15 protein-coding genes and 1 pseudogene are annotated in these 15301 nt (G+C 61.9%); 9 read left to right on the plus strand and 7 right to left on the minus strand.

The window, feature by feature from the left end:
* Positions 1-18: 18 nt before the first annotated feature.
* The 3 genes from NL528_RS38385 to NL528_RS38395 form a co-directional block, all read right to left on the minus strand.
* Positions 19-555 (minus strand): c-type cytochrome, encoded by a 537-nt coding sequence (locus NL528_RS38385; protein ID WP_309179535.1) that lies wholly within the window; start codon positions 553-555, stop codon positions 19-21.
* Positions 542-1855 carry a sulfite dehydrogenase gene (gene soxC, locus NL528_RS38390; RefSeq protein WP_309179536.1) on the minus strand — a complete coding sequence of 438 codons (1314 nt, stop codon included), beginning with the start codon at positions 1853-1855 and terminating at the stop codon, positions 542-544. The genes NL528_RS38385 and soxC overlap by 14 nt, the downstream gene beginning before the upstream one ends.
* A 212-nt stretch (positions 1856-2067) precedes the next feature.
* Entirely contained in the window at positions 2068-2787 is a 720-nt protein-coding gene (locus tag NL528_RS38395; RefSeq protein ID WP_309179537.1) for a hypothetical protein, read from the minus strand.
* Positions 2788-3054: 267 nt separating this feature from the next.
* Here NL528_RS38395 and NL528_RS38400 point away from each other — a divergent pair, with 267 nt between their 5' ends.
* Entirely contained in the window at positions 3055-3180 is a 126-nt protein-coding gene (locus tag NL528_RS38400) for a hypothetical protein (RefSeq protein WP_309179538.1), read from the plus strand.
* 165 nt (positions 3181-3345) lie between these two features.
* On the opposite strand, the gene NL528_RS38405 is transcribed toward NL528_RS38400, so the two are convergent.
* Positions 3346-3921: a cytochrome P460 family protein gene (locus tag NL528_RS38405; protein ID WP_309179539.1), complete on the minus strand. Its 576-nt coding sequence runs from the start codon at positions 3919-3921 to the stop codon at positions 3346-3348.
* 247 nt (positions 3922-4168) lie between these two features.
* On the opposite strand from NL528_RS38405, the pseudogene NL528_RS38410 reads away from it, so the two are divergent.
* A pseudogene (locus tag NL528_RS38410) lies at positions 4169-4296 on the plus strand (IS5/IS1182 family transposase); the annotation flags it as partial.
* A 71-nt stretch (positions 4297-4367) separates the two neighbouring features.
* On the opposite strand, the gene NL528_RS38415 reads toward NL528_RS38410, so the two are convergent.
* Complete coding sequence (locus NL528_RS38415; RefSeq protein WP_074273421.1) at positions 4368-5540, minus strand: isovaleryl-CoA dehydrogenase; 1173 nt, start codon at positions 5538-5540, stop codon at positions 4368-4370.
* A 230-nt stretch (positions 5541-5770) separates the two neighbouring features.
* Here NL528_RS38415 and NL528_RS38420 point away from each other — a divergent pair, with 230 nt between their 5' ends.
* The 7 genes from NL528_RS38420 to mdlC all read left to right on the plus strand — a co-directional run bounded on the left by NL528_RS38420 (position 5771) and on the right by mdlC (position 13483).
* The gene (locus NL528_RS38420; protein WP_309179540.1) at positions 5771-7042 is read left to right on the plus strand and encodes a cytochrome P450; all 1272 of its coding nucleotides are present in this window, start codon (positions 5771-5773) and stop codon (positions 7040-7042) included.
* A 34-nt stretch (positions 7043-7076) separates the two neighbouring features.
* Complete coding sequence (locus tag NL528_RS38425) at positions 7077-8351, plus strand: cytochrome P450 (protein ID WP_309179541.1); 1275 nt, start codon at positions 7077-7079, stop codon at positions 8349-8351.
* A gap of 7 nt (positions 8352-8358) precedes the next feature.
* Positions 8359-8562, plus strand: coding sequence for a hypothetical protein (locus tag NL528_RS38430; protein ID WP_309179542.1), 204 nt, complete (start codon positions 8359-8361; stop codon positions 8560-8562).
* Positions 8559-9731, plus strand: a complete 1173-nt coding sequence (locus NL528_RS38435) for an acyl-CoA dehydrogenase family protein (protein WP_309179543.1) — start codon at positions 8559-8561, stop codon at positions 9729-9731. The genes NL528_RS38430 and NL528_RS38435 overlap by 4 nt, the downstream gene beginning before the upstream one ends.
* Before the next feature lie 8 nt (positions 9732-9739).
* Complete coding sequence (locus NL528_RS38440; RefSeq protein ID WP_309179544.1) at positions 9740-10870, plus strand: CaiB/BaiF CoA-transferase family protein; 1131 nt, start codon at positions 9740-9742, stop codon at positions 10868-10870.
* Positions 10867-11733: a MaoC family dehydratase N-terminal domain-containing protein gene (locus NL528_RS38445; RefSeq protein ID WP_309179545.1), complete on the plus strand. Its 867-nt coding sequence runs from the start codon at positions 10867-10869 to the stop codon at positions 11731-11733. The genes NL528_RS38440 and NL528_RS38445 overlap by 4 nt, the downstream gene beginning before the upstream one ends.
* 121 nt (positions 11734-11854) lie before the next feature.
* Positions 11855-13483 carry a benzoylformate decarboxylase gene (gene mdlC / locus NL528_RS38450; RefSeq protein ID WP_375143933.1) on the plus strand — a complete coding sequence of 543 codons (1629 nt, stop codon included), beginning with the start codon at positions 11855-11857 and terminating at the stop codon, positions 13481-13483.
* Between the two features lie 138 nt (positions 13484-13621).
* Here the strand turns inward: mdlC and NL528_RS38455 are convergent, their stop codons facing one another.
* Both NL528_RS38455 and NL528_RS38460 read right to left on the minus strand, forming a co-directional pair.
* The gene (locus tag NL528_RS38455) at positions 13622-14416 is read right to left on the minus strand and encodes an SDR family oxidoreductase (RefSeq protein ID WP_309179546.1); all 795 of its coding nucleotides are present in this window, start codon (positions 14414-14416) and stop codon (positions 13622-13624) included.
* A 28-nt stretch (positions 14417-14444) separates the two neighbouring features.
* On the minus strand, positions 14445-15140 hold the full coding sequence (locus NL528_RS38460; RefSeq protein WP_309179547.1) for a hemolysin III family protein: 696 nt from the start codon (positions 15138-15140) through the stop codon (positions 14445-14447).
* Positions 15141-15301 lie beyond the last annotated feature (161 nt).

The following is a 15301-nucleotide window of genomic DNA, read 5'->3' on the forward strand; positions in this document are numbered from 1 at the left end:
ATGAGCCGACATTTCAACTTAAATTCTATCGGGGAAACGGATGATGAAGCCACCACGGTTCGGCATCCGCACCTTGGGCAGCGTCTCGGGGTTCATCGTGTCGGTCTCACCTATGAGTTTGTTTTTCGCCAGGATGAACGCGGTCAGAGCGTAGACCTCGTCGTCGGTGAGTGACTTCGGCTGCTGCCACGGCATCCCTCTCCGGATGAAGTCGAAGAGCGTCGTGGAATAAGGCCAAAAGTTCGCGATAGTCTTCATCCCGGCCGATATGTCCGTGATCTTGCCGCCTCCGAACAGTGGTGAAAAACCGAATTTGTTCTTGCCGTCCTTGTCGTGGCAGGCGACGCATTTTTCCGCGTATATCCGCTCGCCTTGCGCCGGGGTACCGCTTCCTGCCGGCAGGCCGGAGCCGTCAGGCATAACGCCGATATCCCAAGCCGCGACGTCGGCGGGGTCGATAGGCGTGCCAAGGTTGGGCCCGTCGGCGAACGCTACGCTGATGCTCAGAGCGAACACCAACGAAGCGCTGTAGACGAAAATTCTATGTATAGGCATGGCTGATCTGCCCTTTGGCGTCGACCGCCCAACTAGTGACCGCGTTGAAGTGCTGGTTGGGAAACGCCCCGATCGGTGGGACATTCTTCAACTCGCCGCGCTGAGCTACGAACTCGGCGCGTGTGGGTTGGAAGTTCCCGGCTTCATCCCAGGCCCGGCTTTGAAGTATTGCGGGGCCACCGTTCCAATGCCAAGCCATGCGGAAACGGGTGAAAGCCTTCGCCAATACCGGCTCCTGCAGCGCCGCTTCGGCCCAACTCTGCCCGCCATCGGCCGAAACCATAACCCTGGCGATACGGCCGGTGCCGGAATATGCGACACCGGAAATCTGGTAAAGGCCGGGCTGCTTTAGGGTCATTCCGGGAGACGGCTGCGTGATGAACGATTTGACTTCTTGCAGGAAATAAAACTGGTATGCCTCGCCGTTCGGGAGAAGCTGCGTGTAGGTCTTGGTCTCCCAGAAGCCCATGGCTGGTTCCGCCACGAGCTTGATGCGCCGCAGATACTTGACGTTCATGTTGCCCTCGTAGCCGGGCAACAGCAGGCGCACCGGATATCCGTTACTCGGCGTGAGGCGCTCGCCATTTTGATAGAGGGCGATCATGGCGTCGTCCAAGGCCTTCGCCATGGGCACGCTGCGTGTCAGGTGAGGCGCGTCCGCGCCTTCGGCGATGAACCATTTCGCCTTTGGATCAATGCCGGTTTCTTCGAGCAGGGTGGAGAGCTTCACACCCGTCCATTCAGCACAAGACGCGAGGCCGTGCAGTGCCTGAACGTTGCCCTGCAGCGGCTGGGGGGAAAACAGCGGTGCGCTGTTGCCGCCGCATTCCAGGAAGCTGATACGCGACACCATCGGATAGCGCGCAAGTGCCTCAAGCGTGAACATCAAGGGGCGTTTGACGAGGCCGTGGATCACGAGGCGGTGTTTATCCGGATCGATGTCGGGCGGGCCGCCATAGGCGACCACGAAGTGCAGGCCATTCGGCGTGATCATTCCGTTTAGCATGTGATGCGGGGTACGCGCAGTTTGAACGAATGGCAGGCCGTCGGGGTTGTTCAGCGTCCGCGCGACGTTCTTCTCAAACCGAGACGGCAGCTCATACGATTTGATGCTTGAACCGGGCTCAAGGCTCCATGGATCATCCTTGAGTGGCTCGGCCGCGGCGCTTGTCAGCGAGGCCCCGACGCCCGTGCTGAGCGCGCCTGCTATAGCAACGCCCTGCCCGAGCAGTGCACGCCGGTCGATCAGACCGTTTCCAGCTACAGCATCCCCTGAAGGATGACGGATTCCTTTGGGCATGACCGCCTCCACAGCTGTCGGCGTCTTGAGAGTATAGAGCTGATTTTCTCTCGCCCGCAATGACCGGTTCGGGTCAAAAACCGTGCTGACGGCCCCGCCGCGCGACTTCCGGTCTACCCCGAACAACGGACATCACGCGTCAGAGCGGTCACTTCCGAAAAGTGCCAACTGCGGACTCATACGCTGCGGCATGGAAAGCGGCGGCAGTCCCGTCAGTCATTGGGATACCCCCTAAGTTTGCCAGACATCTGGCCCTTTTCCTTCAGCCATTTCGGCCAGTTTTCCGGCGGCGGCGTTACTCGATCATCTGTCAATTGAAGGATGACGCGTTTGAGTGCGACACCGGGTCCAAAGCTCGCAGAAAGATTGTTAAGTGAGATCGGCGTAAGCGAAAGCGATTCGTTGATATCTCGGAACCGAGCTAGCTCGGGCAACATGGCAAAAGGCACGTCGCGCGGCCCGCTTTGGCGAAGCAACTCGTCAAGCGCGGCCTTCTGTTCACTGAACTGAGTGCCAGTGGCTACGCCCGTGCCGGGTTTGCCATAGGCCGCGAAGGGCAAGCACCAGATATCATCATTTGCGCAGAAAAACTGCTTATTTCGCGCCCGAATATTGTCAGGGGTTCGCGTTACGCTCTCGAACGTCAGGAAGAGCATCCCCTTTTCACCCAGGTCGACGGTTGGCGCATATCCGGTCAAACTGCTAAGGCCAGCGCCAGGGCCGCTCCATGACCAATCGGGTTGTACGCTGTAGGACGCGTCGATGACGCTCGATCCGGTCTTGATCTGATCGCCGTCCTGTACTTCGACGGTCAGCCGATAGCGCACATGAACATCGTGAAAACTGAGCCAGAAGAAACCGATCACAAGGATCACCAGGACCACCGGTGTTCCGAGCACGACGAGACACCCTTTTATCGAGATGTCCTTCATTTTCGGAGTTTTCCCAAACGCGGCTTCCATGTTGAGCCGCCCAAGCGTCACTAGGTTGTGAAAGCTAGTTTCGTCAACCTTTTGCCCGCAGAATGCTCAATTTTGAATGAAGCGCGAGCGACTTCCGCTATGGGTCAATAGCTACCGAAATGGGATGTCCGCGTTACGTCCGCTTTTCCCATGTTAGCGACCGAAGAACAGACATCGCCGAATGTCTCAAACGTGCCATGTGTGGACATCAGCCATCACCTGTTCGGCGCAGTTGTCATGACCTTGATCAAACTGATTCAGCTTGGTGGGCCCCTTGAAGTCCGTCCGTCAACACCCCGGCATTGGCTCGCTATCAGCCTCTGCTTCAGCTATTTGATCGACGACAAGGCCGAGCGGCCGTAAGGCTTGCGACGGGGTTTGGCCAACTAACGCATCTTCGTTCTTCGGAGGTGATTTTGGACCGAGTCTACCGACTGCGGCGCATAGCCCTGCCTTAAGCTTCGACATCAATCCAGAACGAGCACCGGTTCGGACTGATCAACCTCGTTGGCTCCCGCTGTCCGATACTCACCTCTTTCCATACTCCGTGAATACGTAGTCGCGGTTCTGCACCACCGTGTGGCACGCGAACCCGCACTTCGCATCGTTTTCCTGCGGCGGATCGTCCGCTACAGTGGCGGGCTTAAACGTATCGGACGCCGCGTCATAGTCGAACGCGCCCCATCCCCATCCGCCGCTGTCCGCGAACCTCTTGCTGTCCTTCACCATGAAATCAACGTCATGCTGGGTACCTGGCACCGTTGGCTGACCGGGGTACGTCTCTTGTTTTTTCGGGTTCCAATGAATTTTCGACATCTTGGCGCCGTCCGGGAAAGGCTTGCCATTGCCGGGCACGCCTTCCTTATAGGCGTCGATCATTGCCGGATTCCCTACGATCACAGCGATCTTGCCTCCGTTCTCACTGATCGCGATCACTGGCCAGTCCTCGTATCCCCTGAACTCAGAGAACGCGAGCCCATTCGGCACTTGCACAGTGTATTTGTCCTGCGCGGAAATGGCCTTGCCGCCCAGGACGACGAGCACTACTACGAACGCAAGCGCGGCTAACGCGCTCACCAAACGGAATGTCGAGATGCGCGTCATGATCAACCTCCTAATGCTATGGTGGCCGAGAGCCTGCTCGGCCTCGTTGTAAGCCTTGACCGCTCGGTCGAATGAGCGGTCCACGGAGTTGATTTCTGTCAGTCCAGGTGAGCCCCGGCTTCTTGATTGGCATTCCAGCGGACAAAATAACAAATGTCGGAGTACGCCGGAAGATTAAGGCCGGTTCAGCATATCGGAATTTCCTCCGTGGAGGTTCTATCCGGTACTGCAACACCAATAGCGCGCCCGCGCGCGCAATTTAATCGAACGGTTATTCAACAAAGATCAAGCAAACGTGTCGCGACCCGATACGACAAACTCGCGGCCAACTATCTGGCCTTCATCAAACTCGCTTCAATCCGAATTTGGCTGCGCGCTCTCCGGTTGGGCCAACTCATGGCGGCACGCCTGGGTGCGCGGCCATGGTCGTCTGAACCGGAAAAGCTCTACGCCGATTTGTCGAACAGCTCCCGGCCGATCAGCATGCGCCGGATCTCGCTGGTGCCGGCGCCGATCTCGTAGAGCTTGGCGTCGCGCAGCAGGCGGCCGGTCGGATAGTCGTTGATGTAGCCGTTGCCGCCGAGCAGCTGGATCGCGTCGAGCGCGCATTGGGTGGCCTTTTCCGCCGCGTAGAGAATGGCGCCGGCGGCATCCTCGCGCGTGGTCTCGCCGCGGTCGCAGGCTTTCGCCACCGCATACACATAAGCCCGCGACGCATTCATGGTGGTGTACATGTCGGCGATCTTGCCCTGCACCAGCTGGAAGGTGCCGATCGGCTCACCGAACTGCTTGCGCTCGTGCACGTAGGGCAGCACCACGTCCATGCACGCCTGCATGATGCCGAGCGGGCCCGCGGCCAGCACCGCGCGTTCGTAATCGAGGCCACTCATCAGCACGTTGACGCCGCGGCCGACTTCGCTGAGCACGTTTTCTTCCGGCACTTCGCAATCCTCGAACACCAGTTCGCAGGTGTCGGAGCCGCGCATGCCGAGCTTGTCGAGCTTTTGCGCGGTGGAAAATCCCTTCATGCCTTTTTCGATGATGAAGGCGGTCATGCCGCGTGGACCGGCGTCAAGGTCGGTCTTGGCATAGACCACCAGCGTATCGGCGACCGGCCCGTTGGTGATCCACATCTTGCTGCCGTTGAGCACGAAGCGGTCGCCCTTCTTGTCGGCGCGGGTCTTCATCGACACCACGTCGGAGCCGGCGTTCGGTTCCGACATCGCCAGCGAGCCGACGTGTTCGCCCGAGATCAGTTTCGGCAAATATTTCCGCTTCTGCGCGTCGCTGCCGTTGCGGCGGATCTGGTTGACGCAGAGGTTGGAATGGGCGCCGTAGGACAGGCCGACCGCGGCCGACGCCCGCGACATCTCCTCGACCGCGATGCAATGCTCGAGATAGCCGAGGCCCGAGCCGCCATATTCCTCCTCGACGGTAATCCCGTGCAGGCCGAGCGCGCCGATCTTGGGCCAGAGATCCCGCGGGAACTGATTGCTCCGGTCGATTTCGGCGGCGCGCGGCGCGATCTCGTTCGAGGAGAAGGCATGGACGGTCTCGCGAATCGCATCCGCGGTCTCGCCGAGATCGAAATTGAAGATCCGGTACGCGTTGGGAATCATGGTCGGGCGGCCTCCGGCGAATTAAACGTTGTTTCAAACAGCCTTAGTCCCTGCCAATGCCCTTGTCACGGGTCGAAACGGGCCGGAATCGCCCCCTCGCCGGACCGCGTCGCCGATGCGGCCAAATGCGCGCAAGCAGCCCTTGCGCTGACGCCCGGCTCGGGATGTAATTGGGTAAAACATTGCCCCTCCGGCCACGCTCCGGTGGGATACCAGTCAGGGAGACACCCATGCACGGGACCATCGATCTTGCTAAAGACGCCCAGCAGGAAGCCGCCCGCGAGCGCGCTTATGCCATGCCGCTGGCCGACTTCGATCCGGGCGATCCCGAACTGTTCAAGACCGATTCCTTCTGGCCGTATTTCGACCGGCTGCGCAAGGAAGAGCCGGTGCATTACTGCAAGGACAGCATGTTCGGTCCCTATTGGTCGGTGACCAAGTACAACGACATCATGGACATCGAGACCAACCATTCGGTGTTCTCGTCGGCGGCGTCGCTCGGCGGCATTACCATCCGTGACGCGCCCGCCGATTTGCGGCGCGAAAGCTTCATCGCCATGGACCAGCCGCGGCACGGGGCGCAGCGCAAAACCGTAGCCCCGATGTTCACGCCGACCCATCTCGACCAGCTCGCCATCAATATCCGCAAGCGCTCCACCGAGTGCCTCGACAATTTGCCCAGAAACGAGGTGTTCGACTGGGTCGATCGGGTCTCGATCGAACTGACCACGCAGATGCTGGCCGTGCTGTTCGACTTCCCCTGGGAGGACCGCCGCAAGCTGACGCGCTGGTCCGACATCGCAACGACGTTGCCCGGCGTAGGCGGGCTGGTCGCAACAGAGGACGAACGTCAGGCTGAGCTGCTGGAATGCGCGAGCTATTTCGCAAAGCTCTGGAAGGAGCGGATCAATCAGCCGCCGAAGAGCGATCTGTTGTCGATGATGGCGCACAGCGACGCCACGCGCGACATGGACCCAAGGAACTTCCTCGGCAATTTGATCCTGCTGATCGTCGGCGGCAACGACACCACCCGCAACACGCTGTCGGGCAGCATCTATGCCTTAAGCAAGCATCCCGACCAGTACAGGAAGCTGCGCGAAAACCCCGCATTGATCGACAGTTTCGTGCCGGAAGTGATCCGCTGGCAGACGCCGTTGGCGCATATGCGCCGGACCGCGCTCGAGGACATCGAATTCCGCGGCAAGAAATTCAGGAAGGGCGACAAGGTCGTGATGTGGTACGTCTCGGGCAACCGCGACGAGGAGGCCATCGACCGCCCCTACGAGTTCATCATCGACCGCGCGCGGCCGCGCACCCACATCTCGTTCGGCTTCGGCATCCATCGCTGCGTTGGGCTGCGCCTGGCGGAGCTGCAGTTGAAGATCATCTGGGAAGAAATCCTCAAGCGCTTCGACACGATTGAGGTGGTGGACGAGCCCAAGCGGGTGTATTCCAGCTTTGTCAAAGGCTACGAGACGTTGCCGGTCCGCATCGCCGGATAATCAACTCCTTCACGCGCGCTCAAGGATCGATCCGATGAACGTCCAGACCGCCATCCGGGCCGATAGGGCCGAACTTTTGCGCCTCGCGCGCGAAGAAGCCTATGCCACGCCCCTGAAGGATTTTCACCCCGGCGCGCCAAAGCTGTTCCAGGACGATACGCTGTGGCCCTGGTTCGAACGGCTGCGCAAGGAAGAGCCGGTGCATTACTGCACCAACGCGCCGATCGAGCCCTATTGGTCGGTCACCAAATATAACGACATCATGCATGTCGATACCAACCACGGCATCTTCTCCTCCGACGTCTCACTCGGCGGTATCTCGATCCGCGACGTGCCGGTGGGCTACGACTGGCCGAGTTTCATCGCGATGGACCAGCCGCGGCACTCGGCCCAGCGCAAGACCGTGTCGCCGATGTTCACGCCGACGCATCTGGACGAACTCGCAAAACTGATCCGTGAACGCTCGATCAAGGTGCTCGACAATCTGCCGCGCAACGAGACCTTCAATTTCGTCGACCGCGTCTCGATTGAGCTGACCACGCAGATGCTGGCGACGCTGTTCGACTTCCCCTGGGAAGAGCGGCGCAAGCTGACACGCTGGTCCGACGTCTCGACCGCGCTGCCCAAGAGCGGCATCGTGGAATCGGCGGAGCAGCGCCGCGCCGAAATGGACGAATGCGCGGCCTATTTCGGCAAACTCTGGAACGAGCGCGTCAATGCCCCGCCGCGCAATGACCTGCTGTCGATGATGGCGCACAGCGACGCGACGCGTCACATGGATTCCGACAATCTGATGGGTAACCTCATCCTCTTGATCGTCGGCGGCAACGACACCACCCGCAACACCATGAGCGGCTCGGTGCTGGCACTGAACGAGTATCCCGACCAGTATCAGAAGCTGCGCGACAATCCCGCGCTGATCGACTCCATGGTGCCGGAAGTGATCCGCTGGCAGACCCCGCTGGCGCACATGCGGCGTACCGCTTTGGTCGATACCGAAATCGGGGATAAGAAGATCAAAAAAGGCGAGCGCGTCGTGATGTGGTACGTCTCGGGCAACCGCGACGAGGAGGGCATCGAGAAGCCCGACGAATTCATCATCGACCGCGCCCGGCCCCGCACCCATCTGTCGTTCGGCTTCGGCATTCACCGCTGCGTCGGCATGCGGCTCGCCGAGTTGCAGCTCAAGATCGTGTGGCAGGAGATGCTGAAACGCTTCGACCGCATCGAGGTGGTCGGCGAGCCGAAGCGGGTCTATTCCAGTTTTGTGCGCGGCATCGAGTCGTTGCCGGTCCGTATTCCGGCATAGCCCTTTCTTGGCCGCCGCCCCCGATCCGCCGGACCTTGCCGTATCGATCACGGCGAAGGGTTTTGCCGGCGCGGGTGGCTTTGCCGAAGTGAAAACCGGCTATGCCGAACTTGCACTGGCGCAGCGCGGCGATCTGGTGCAGTTCTTCGGCCTCTGCGCATTTGGCACCGCCAATATGCGTACCCTCGATCCTCCAACCGAGTTCCGATGACCGCCACAGAACACCACAACGACGAATTTGCTGACATCCGCAACGCGGTTGCCAAACTCTGCGCCCAGTTCCCCGGTGAATACTGGCGCAAGCTCGATCGCGAGATGAAATATCCCAGCGAGTTCGTCGATGCGCTGACTGCGGCCGGCTACCTCTCGGTGCTGATCCCCGAGGAATATGACGGCGCCGGACTGAAGCTGTCGGCGGCGGCCGCGATCCTCGAGGAGATCCAGCGCGCCGGATGCAATGGCGGCGGCTGCCACGCCCAGATGTACACCATGGGCACGCTGCTGCGGCACGGCAGCGACGAGCAAAAGGCAAAATGGCTGCCGAAGATCGCCAGCGGCGAATTGCGGCTGCAGGCCTTTGGCGTCACCGAGCCGACCAGCGGCACCGATACTTCGTCGCTGAAGACGTTTGCGAAACGCGATGGCAACAACGGCTATGTCGTCAACGGCCAGAAGATCTGGACCAGCCGCGCCGAATATTCCGACCTGATGATCCTGCTGGCGCGGACCACGCCGAAGGAACAGGCCAAGAAGCGCACCGATGGTCTGTCGGTGTTCATCGTCGACATGCGCGAGGCCAAGGGCCACGGCTTGGAGATTCGCCCGATCCGGACCATGATGAACCACGCCACCACGGAAGTGTTCTTCACGGACATGCGGGTGCCGGCGGAAAACCTGATCGGCGAGGAAGGCAAGGGCTTTCGCTACATCCTGTCCGGCATGAATGCCGAGCGCATCCTGATATCGGCCGAATGCATCGGCGACGCCAAATGGTTCATCGCCAAGGCCACCGCCTATGCCAACGAGCGCAAGGTGTTCGGCCGTCCGATCGGCCAGAACCAGGGCGTTCAGTTCCCGATCGCAAAAGCCTACGCGGCGATGCGCGCCGCCGAGCTGATGGTCAAAGAAGCCACCCGAAAATACGAGGCCGGGCTCGATTGCGGCGCCGAGGCCAATATGGCCAAGATGCTGGCGGCCGACGCGTCCTGGGACGCCGCCAATGCCTGCGTGCAGACCCATGGCGGCTTCGGCTTTGCGGAGGAATACGACGTCGAGCGCAAGTTCCGCGAGACGCGGCTCTACCAGGTCGCGCCGATCTCGACCAATCTCATCCTGTCGTTCGTCGCCGAGCATGTGCTCGGCATGCCCCGCTCCTACTGAGAACGCCGATGCTGCCGCTTGAAGGATTGATCGTCGTCGCCGTCGAACAGGCGGTCGCCGCACCGTTCTGCAGCTCGCGGCTGGCCGATGCCGGCGCCCATGTCATCAAGGTGGAGCGGCCGGAGGGCGACTTTGCCCGCGGCTACGACGCCGCAGCCAAGGGACAGAGCAGCTACTTTGTCTGGCTCAACCGCGGCAAGGATTCGATGGTCGTCGATCTCGCCACCAGGGAAGGGCGCGCGGCGCTGGAAGCGCTGATCGCGGGCGCGGATGTGCTGCTGCAAAATCTAAAGCCGGGATCGATGGACAAGCTCGGCTTCTCGCTTGAGCGCCTGCGCAAGGATTATCCGGCGCTGATCTGCTGCACCATCTCGGGCTATGGCGACGACGGCCCCTACGCCGACCGCAAGGCCTATGATCTGCTGATCCAGGCCGAGAGCGGCTTGGCCTCGATCACCGGCGGTCCGGAGGGGCCTTCGCGCGTCGGCATTTCCGTGGTCGATATCGCCACCGGCGCCACCGCGCATGCGTCGATCCTCGAGGCGCTGATCGCGCGGGGACGCACGGGCGTGGGCGCCGACATCAGGATCTCGATGTTCGACGTGATGGCCGACTGGATGGCGGTTCCGCTGATCAATTCGGAAGCCGGCAATCCGCCGAAGCGGATGGCGCTGGCGCATCCCTCGATCGCGCCCTACGGCGTGTTCAGCTCCAGGGACGGCAAGGGCATCCTGATCTCGATCCAGAGCGAGCGCGAATGGAAGAAGCTTTGTGCCGAGGTGCTTGATCAGCCCGAACTGCCAGGCGATCCCCGCTTCGCCAACATGGTCGAGCGCGTCCGCAACCGCGTGGCTACCGACAAGACCGTCGGCGACAGCTTTGCGGCCATGACGCGCGACGTGCTTTTGAAGAAGCTCGCCGACGCCGACATCGCGTTCGCCGAGGTCAACACCATGGCCGATCTCGCCGTGCATCCGCATCTGCGCCGCATCGAGGTCGATACGCCGAACGGCAAGGTGACCTATGCCGCGCCGGCCGCGATCTTCGTCGGCCAACCCCGCCACTACGGCGCGGTGCCCGGCATCGGCCAGCACAGCGAACTGCCGAAAACCCCTCGTGTCCGGGCGAAATCATCATGACCGAAGCCGTCGCCGAAAAACTCGATCTCGACCATTTGCGGCAATGGATCGGCCGCAGCACCGAGGCATCCGACATCGTCACCGCGCAACTGGTGAAGGGTTTGCGCGCGACGCTGTTCCAGGAGATCGGCGAACCCAAAGCGGGCGACGCAGTCCCCTTCACCACGCATTGGTGCCTGGCGCAGCCGGTGTTTGCGATGTCGCAGCTGAGCCAGGACGGCCATCCGACCCGCGGCGGTTTCCTGCCGCCGGTGCCGCTGCCGCGCCGGATGTGGGCCGGCGGCGAACTCGAGTTTGTCGACGCCTTGCGCGTCGGCGATGAGGCGAAACGCACTTCCCGCATTTCCGACGTGACGATGAAGACCGGCTCTACCGGCGTGTTGTGCTTCGTCTCGGTCGAACACACGATCACGACGCCGCGCGGCACCGCGATCCGTGAGCGGCAGGACATCGTCTATCGCGACATGTCGGGCGCAGCACCGGCCGCACCGGCCAAGGCGCCGCCGCCGGCTCCGGTCGCAAAACATCGCGAAAGCCATATGGCCGATCCCGTGCTGCTGTTTCGCTATTCGGCGCTGACCTTCAACGGCCACCGCATCCATTACGACCGCGACTACGTCACCAAGGTCGAGGGCTATCCGGGTCTCGTGTTCCACGGCCCGCTGCAGGCGGCTTTCATTGTCGAATTCGCCGCCAAGCTGCATGGCGGCACGCCGCCGAAGAAACTTGGCTATCGCGGCGTGCAGCCGCTGTTCGAAGGCAGCGAGTTTTCGGTCAATGCCAACGACACCGCCGCCGGCATGGAATTGTGGACCGCGAATTCACAGGGCCAGCCCACGATGAAGGGCACGGCGACGTGGTAGAACGTTGACGTCATTCCGGGGCGATGCGAAGCATCGAACCCGGAATCTCGAGATTCCGGGTCTGGTGCTAACGCACCATCCCGGAATGACAGAGTACGCAACCAGATCTTGAGGGTCACAAGTGTCGTCCCGCAAACCAGTCAAAATCACGAACGCCTCGACCACGGTCAAGGACGCCACCTTCGGCCTGCTGCGCGCGTTCGGCATCAAGAAAGTCTTCGGCAATCCCGGGTCGACCGAATTGCCGTTCCTCAGCGACTGGCCCGACGACATCGACTATGTGCTGGGCCTGCAGGAAGCCTCCGTCGTCGGCATGGCCGATGGCTATGCGCAGGCGAGCCGCAACGCCGGCTTCGTCAATCTGCATTCCGCGGCCGGCGTCGGCAATGCGATGGGTAATATCTTCAACGCCTACCGTAACCAGACGCCGCTCGTCATTACCGCGGGCCAGCAGGCGCGCTCGATCATGCCGTTGTCTCCGTTTCTCTATGCCGAGCGCGCGACGGAATTCCCGCGGCCTTACGTCAAATTCAGCGTCGAGCCGGCGCGACCTGAAGATGTGCCGGCGGCGATCGCGCGCGCCTATTACGTCGCGATGCAGCCGCCCTGCGGGCCGACCTTCGTCTCGGTGCCAATCGACGACTGGGCGCGCGCGACGCAACCGGTCGAGGCCCGCAAGGTCAGCCGCGAACTCGGCCCCGATGCTGAAACGATGAAGGCGCTGGCCGCAGCGCTTTCGGAAGCCAGGCGCCCTGCCCTCGTGGTCGGCCCCGGCGTCGATCGCGCCGAGGCCGTCGATCTGATGGTGAAGGTCGCCGAAAAGGCCAAGGCCGCGGTCTGGGCCAGTCCGTTCTCGGCGCGCTGCTCGTTTCCGGAACGGCATTCGCAATTCGCGGGTTTTTTGCACGCTTCACCCGGCCAGCTCTCGGATGCGCTGCGCGAGCATGATCTGGTGGTCGTGATCGGCGCGCCGGTCTTCACCTTCCATGTCGAAGGCCACGCTTCGATCTTCGACGGCGCCACCACGATTTTCCAGATCACCGACGATCCGACCGCAGCGGCGGTCACGCCGTCGGGCACCAGCATCATCGCGACCATGAAGCCGGCACTGGCGATGCTGCTGGAAATGCTGCCCGAGACCAAACGTGCGGTACCAACCGGCCGGATGTTGCCACCGGCGCCGGCTGCAGCCGATCCGATCCCGGTCGAGTTTCTGTTGCATTCGCTCTCCGCCGCCATGGGGCCGCAGGACGTGCTGGTGGAAGAAGCCCCGTCGCATCGCCCGGCGATGCAAAAGTTCATGCCGATGCGCGGGCAGGACAGTTTTTACACCATGGCCAGCGGCGGCCTCGGCTACAGCCTGCCGGCCGCGGTCGGCATGGCGCTGGGCCGTCCCGGCAGCCGGACCGTCTGCCTGATCGGCGACGGCTCGGCGATGTATTCGATCCAGGCGCTGTGGACCGCAGCGCAACGCAAGCTGCCGCTGACGGTGGTGGTGCTCAACAATTCCGGCTACGGCGCGATGCGCTCGTTCAGCCAGGTGATGCAGGTGCGCAACGTGCCCGGCCTCGAACTGCCCGACATCGACTTCGTCAAGCTCGCCGAAGGCATGGGCTGCGACGCCGTTCGCGTCAGCAAATCATCCGACCTCGCCGCCGCGCTCAAGCGCGGACTCGGGCGTCACGGCACCAGCCTGATCGAGGTGACGGTGGATTCCGCGGTGCCGCTGCTCTACGCGCAGAAGGGCTGAGAGCTAAGCTCTATCAACGTCATTGCGAGGAGCGATAGCGACGAAGCAATCCATCCATCCGTTGCGCCGCGCTATGGATTGCTTCGCTTCGCTCGCAATGACGTTGAGGGCGCATCGCCCCGGAATGACGAACGGCCCTCACTTCCCGTAGGCTTGCCGCATCCTGGCCTGGATCTTCGCCATGCCTGATATCCAGCGGTCGTAATTCTCGGTCTTCTTGCGCATGTAGCCGAGCACCTGCGGGTGCGGCAGGATCACGAAGGTCTCCTGCTCGAGCCCCGCCAATGCATCCTGCGCCACCTGCTCCGGCGTCAGGTCGCCGTCGCCGGATTGCGGGCCCTTCGGGATCGACCGCAGCATGTTGGTATCGACGCCCTGCGGACACAGGATCGAAACCTTGATGCCGTCCGCCTTGTGCGAGATCGCGAGATTTTCCGCAAAGCCCACCGCGGCGTGCTTGGTGGCGGAATAGGCCGGACTGCCGACCTGGGACAGCAGGCCCGCCGCCGAAATCGTGTTGAGGAAATAGCCGCCGCCGCGCGCCTTCATGCGCGGAATCAGGTGCCGCGCGGCATAGACATGCGCCATGACGTGAACAGCCCAGCTTCGCGACCAGGGTTCGTCGGAGGTGCCGCCGGCGTTGACCGACAGCGGATCGAAGCCGCCGCCGATGCCGGCGTTGGAGCAGAACAGCGCAATCGGGCCGAATTGATGCTCGGTCTCCTCGATGACGTGGAGGATGTCCTTTTCCTTGCCGACATCGCATTTGAAGGCCGCCCCGCCGATCGGCGTGGCGACGGCGCGTGCGCTGTCGGGATCGATATCGGCGACCACCACCCTGGCCGCGCCCGCGCGATGAAACGCCTCGCACAGCGCCTTTCCGATGCCGTTGCCGCCACCGGTCACAACCACGACTTTGCCAGCCACCTGCATGGTCGTTCTCCCCTTTATGTTTTTGTTTTCAGGTCAGAACCACGTTGAGGATTGCCGTGTAGTGGCAGGCTGCGCCCATCAGCACAAAGCAATGCCAGATCGCGTTCTGGAAACGCAGCCGCTGCCAGGCGTGAAAGATCACCCCGAGGCTGTACAGTACACCGCCCGCGAAGATGAAGCCCAGCGCCATGGCCGGCAGCGCCTTCACCACTTTGTCATACAGCATCATGCCGCTCCAGCCCATCGCCAGATAAAGCCCCACCGCGAGGCGGTCGTAACGCCCGGGCAACGCCAGCTTGAGCGCGACACCGACGATTGCGACGCACCACACCCCGATCAGGAGTGCGATGGCGAAATAGCTGCCCTTCAGTTCCATGATGAACGGCGTATAGGTCGCCGCGATCAGCACATAGATCGCCGAATGGTCGAAGCGGCGCAGCACCCATTTGGCGCGCGACACCGGCCAGAGATTATAGGTCGCCGACATCACCAGCATCGCCAGCAGGCCCGCGACATAGACCGACACTGCGGCGACGTCGAGCGCGGTGGCGTAAACCACCGTCAGCACGATCAGGACGGTGGCGGCCACGACGCCAAAACAGACGCCAACGACATGCACGACCCCGTCGGCGATCAGCTCGGCCCGGTCGTAGTTCCAATGCATGGCCCCGGCCGCGGCCTGGATCGACGTCGAGGCGAGTTGCTTCAGTCTAAAGACAGTCATGTCGGCCTGGCCACTTTCGTCAGCGATAAAACATAGGTCTCAGGAGGTCAACGAACCGTTCAAACCCTTGACCGGTCATCGCGTCCGAAATGTGAAGCTTGATTTTGGCCCGCCAATCGCCACTTTCGGGGTGATATCCCGCCAATTGCCCGCTTTTTTCT

Source organism: Bradyrhizobium sp. Ash2021, assembly GCF_031202265.1.
Taxonomy (GTDB): Bacteria; Pseudomonadota; Alphaproteobacteria; order Rhizobiales; family Xanthobacteraceae; genus Bradyrhizobium.

Coding starts and splice junctions, on each gene's coding strand:
- NL528_RS38445 (WP_309179545.1), top strand. CDS start 10,867: ATGACCGAAGCCGTCGCCGAAAAACTCGATCTCGACCATTTGCGGCAA.
- soxC (WP_309179536.1), bottom strand. CDS start 1,855: ATGCCCAAAGGAATCCGTCATCCTTCAGGGGATGCTGTAGCTGGAAAC.
- NL528_RS38440 (WP_309179544.1), top strand. CDS start 9,740: ATGCTGCCGCTTGAAGGATTGATCGTCGTCGCCGTCGAACAGGCGGTC.
- NL528_RS38400 (WP_309179538.1), top strand. CDS start 3,055: ATGACCTTGATCAAACTGATTCAGCTTGGTGGGCCCCTTGAAGTCCGT.
- NL528_RS38385 (WP_309179535.1), bottom strand. CDS start 555: ATGCCTATACATAGAATTTTCGTCTACAGCGCTTCGTTGGTGTTCGCT.
- NL528_RS38395 (WP_309179537.1), bottom strand. CDS start 2,787: ATGAAGGACATCTCGATAAAAGGGTGTCTCGTCGTGCTCGGAACACCG.
- NL528_RS38425 (WP_309179541.1), top strand. CDS start 7,077: ATGAACGTCCAGACCGCCATCCGGGCCGATAGGGCCGAACTTTTGCGC.
- NL528_RS38455 (WP_309179546.1), bottom strand. CDS start 14,416: ATGCAGGTGGCTGGCAAAGTCGTGGTTGTGACCGGTGGCGGCAACGGC.
- NL528_RS38420 (WP_309179540.1), top strand. CDS start 5,771: ATGCACGGGACCATCGATCTTGCTAAAGACGCCCAGCAGGAAGCCGCC.
- NL528_RS38415 (WP_074273421.1), bottom strand. CDS start 5,540: ATGATTCCCAACGCGTACCGGATCTTCAATTTCGATCTCGGCGAGACC.
- NL528_RS38460 (WP_309179547.1), bottom strand. CDS start 15,140: ATGACTGTCTTTAGACTGAAGCAACTCGCCTCGACGTCGATCCAGGCC.
- NL528_RS38405 (WP_309179539.1), bottom strand. CDS start 3,921: ATGACGCGCATCTCGACATTCCGTTTGGTGAGCGCGTTAGCCGCGCTT.
- NL528_RS38435 (WP_309179543.1), top strand. CDS start 8,559: ATGACCGCCACAGAACACCACAACGACGAATTTGCTGACATCCGCAAC.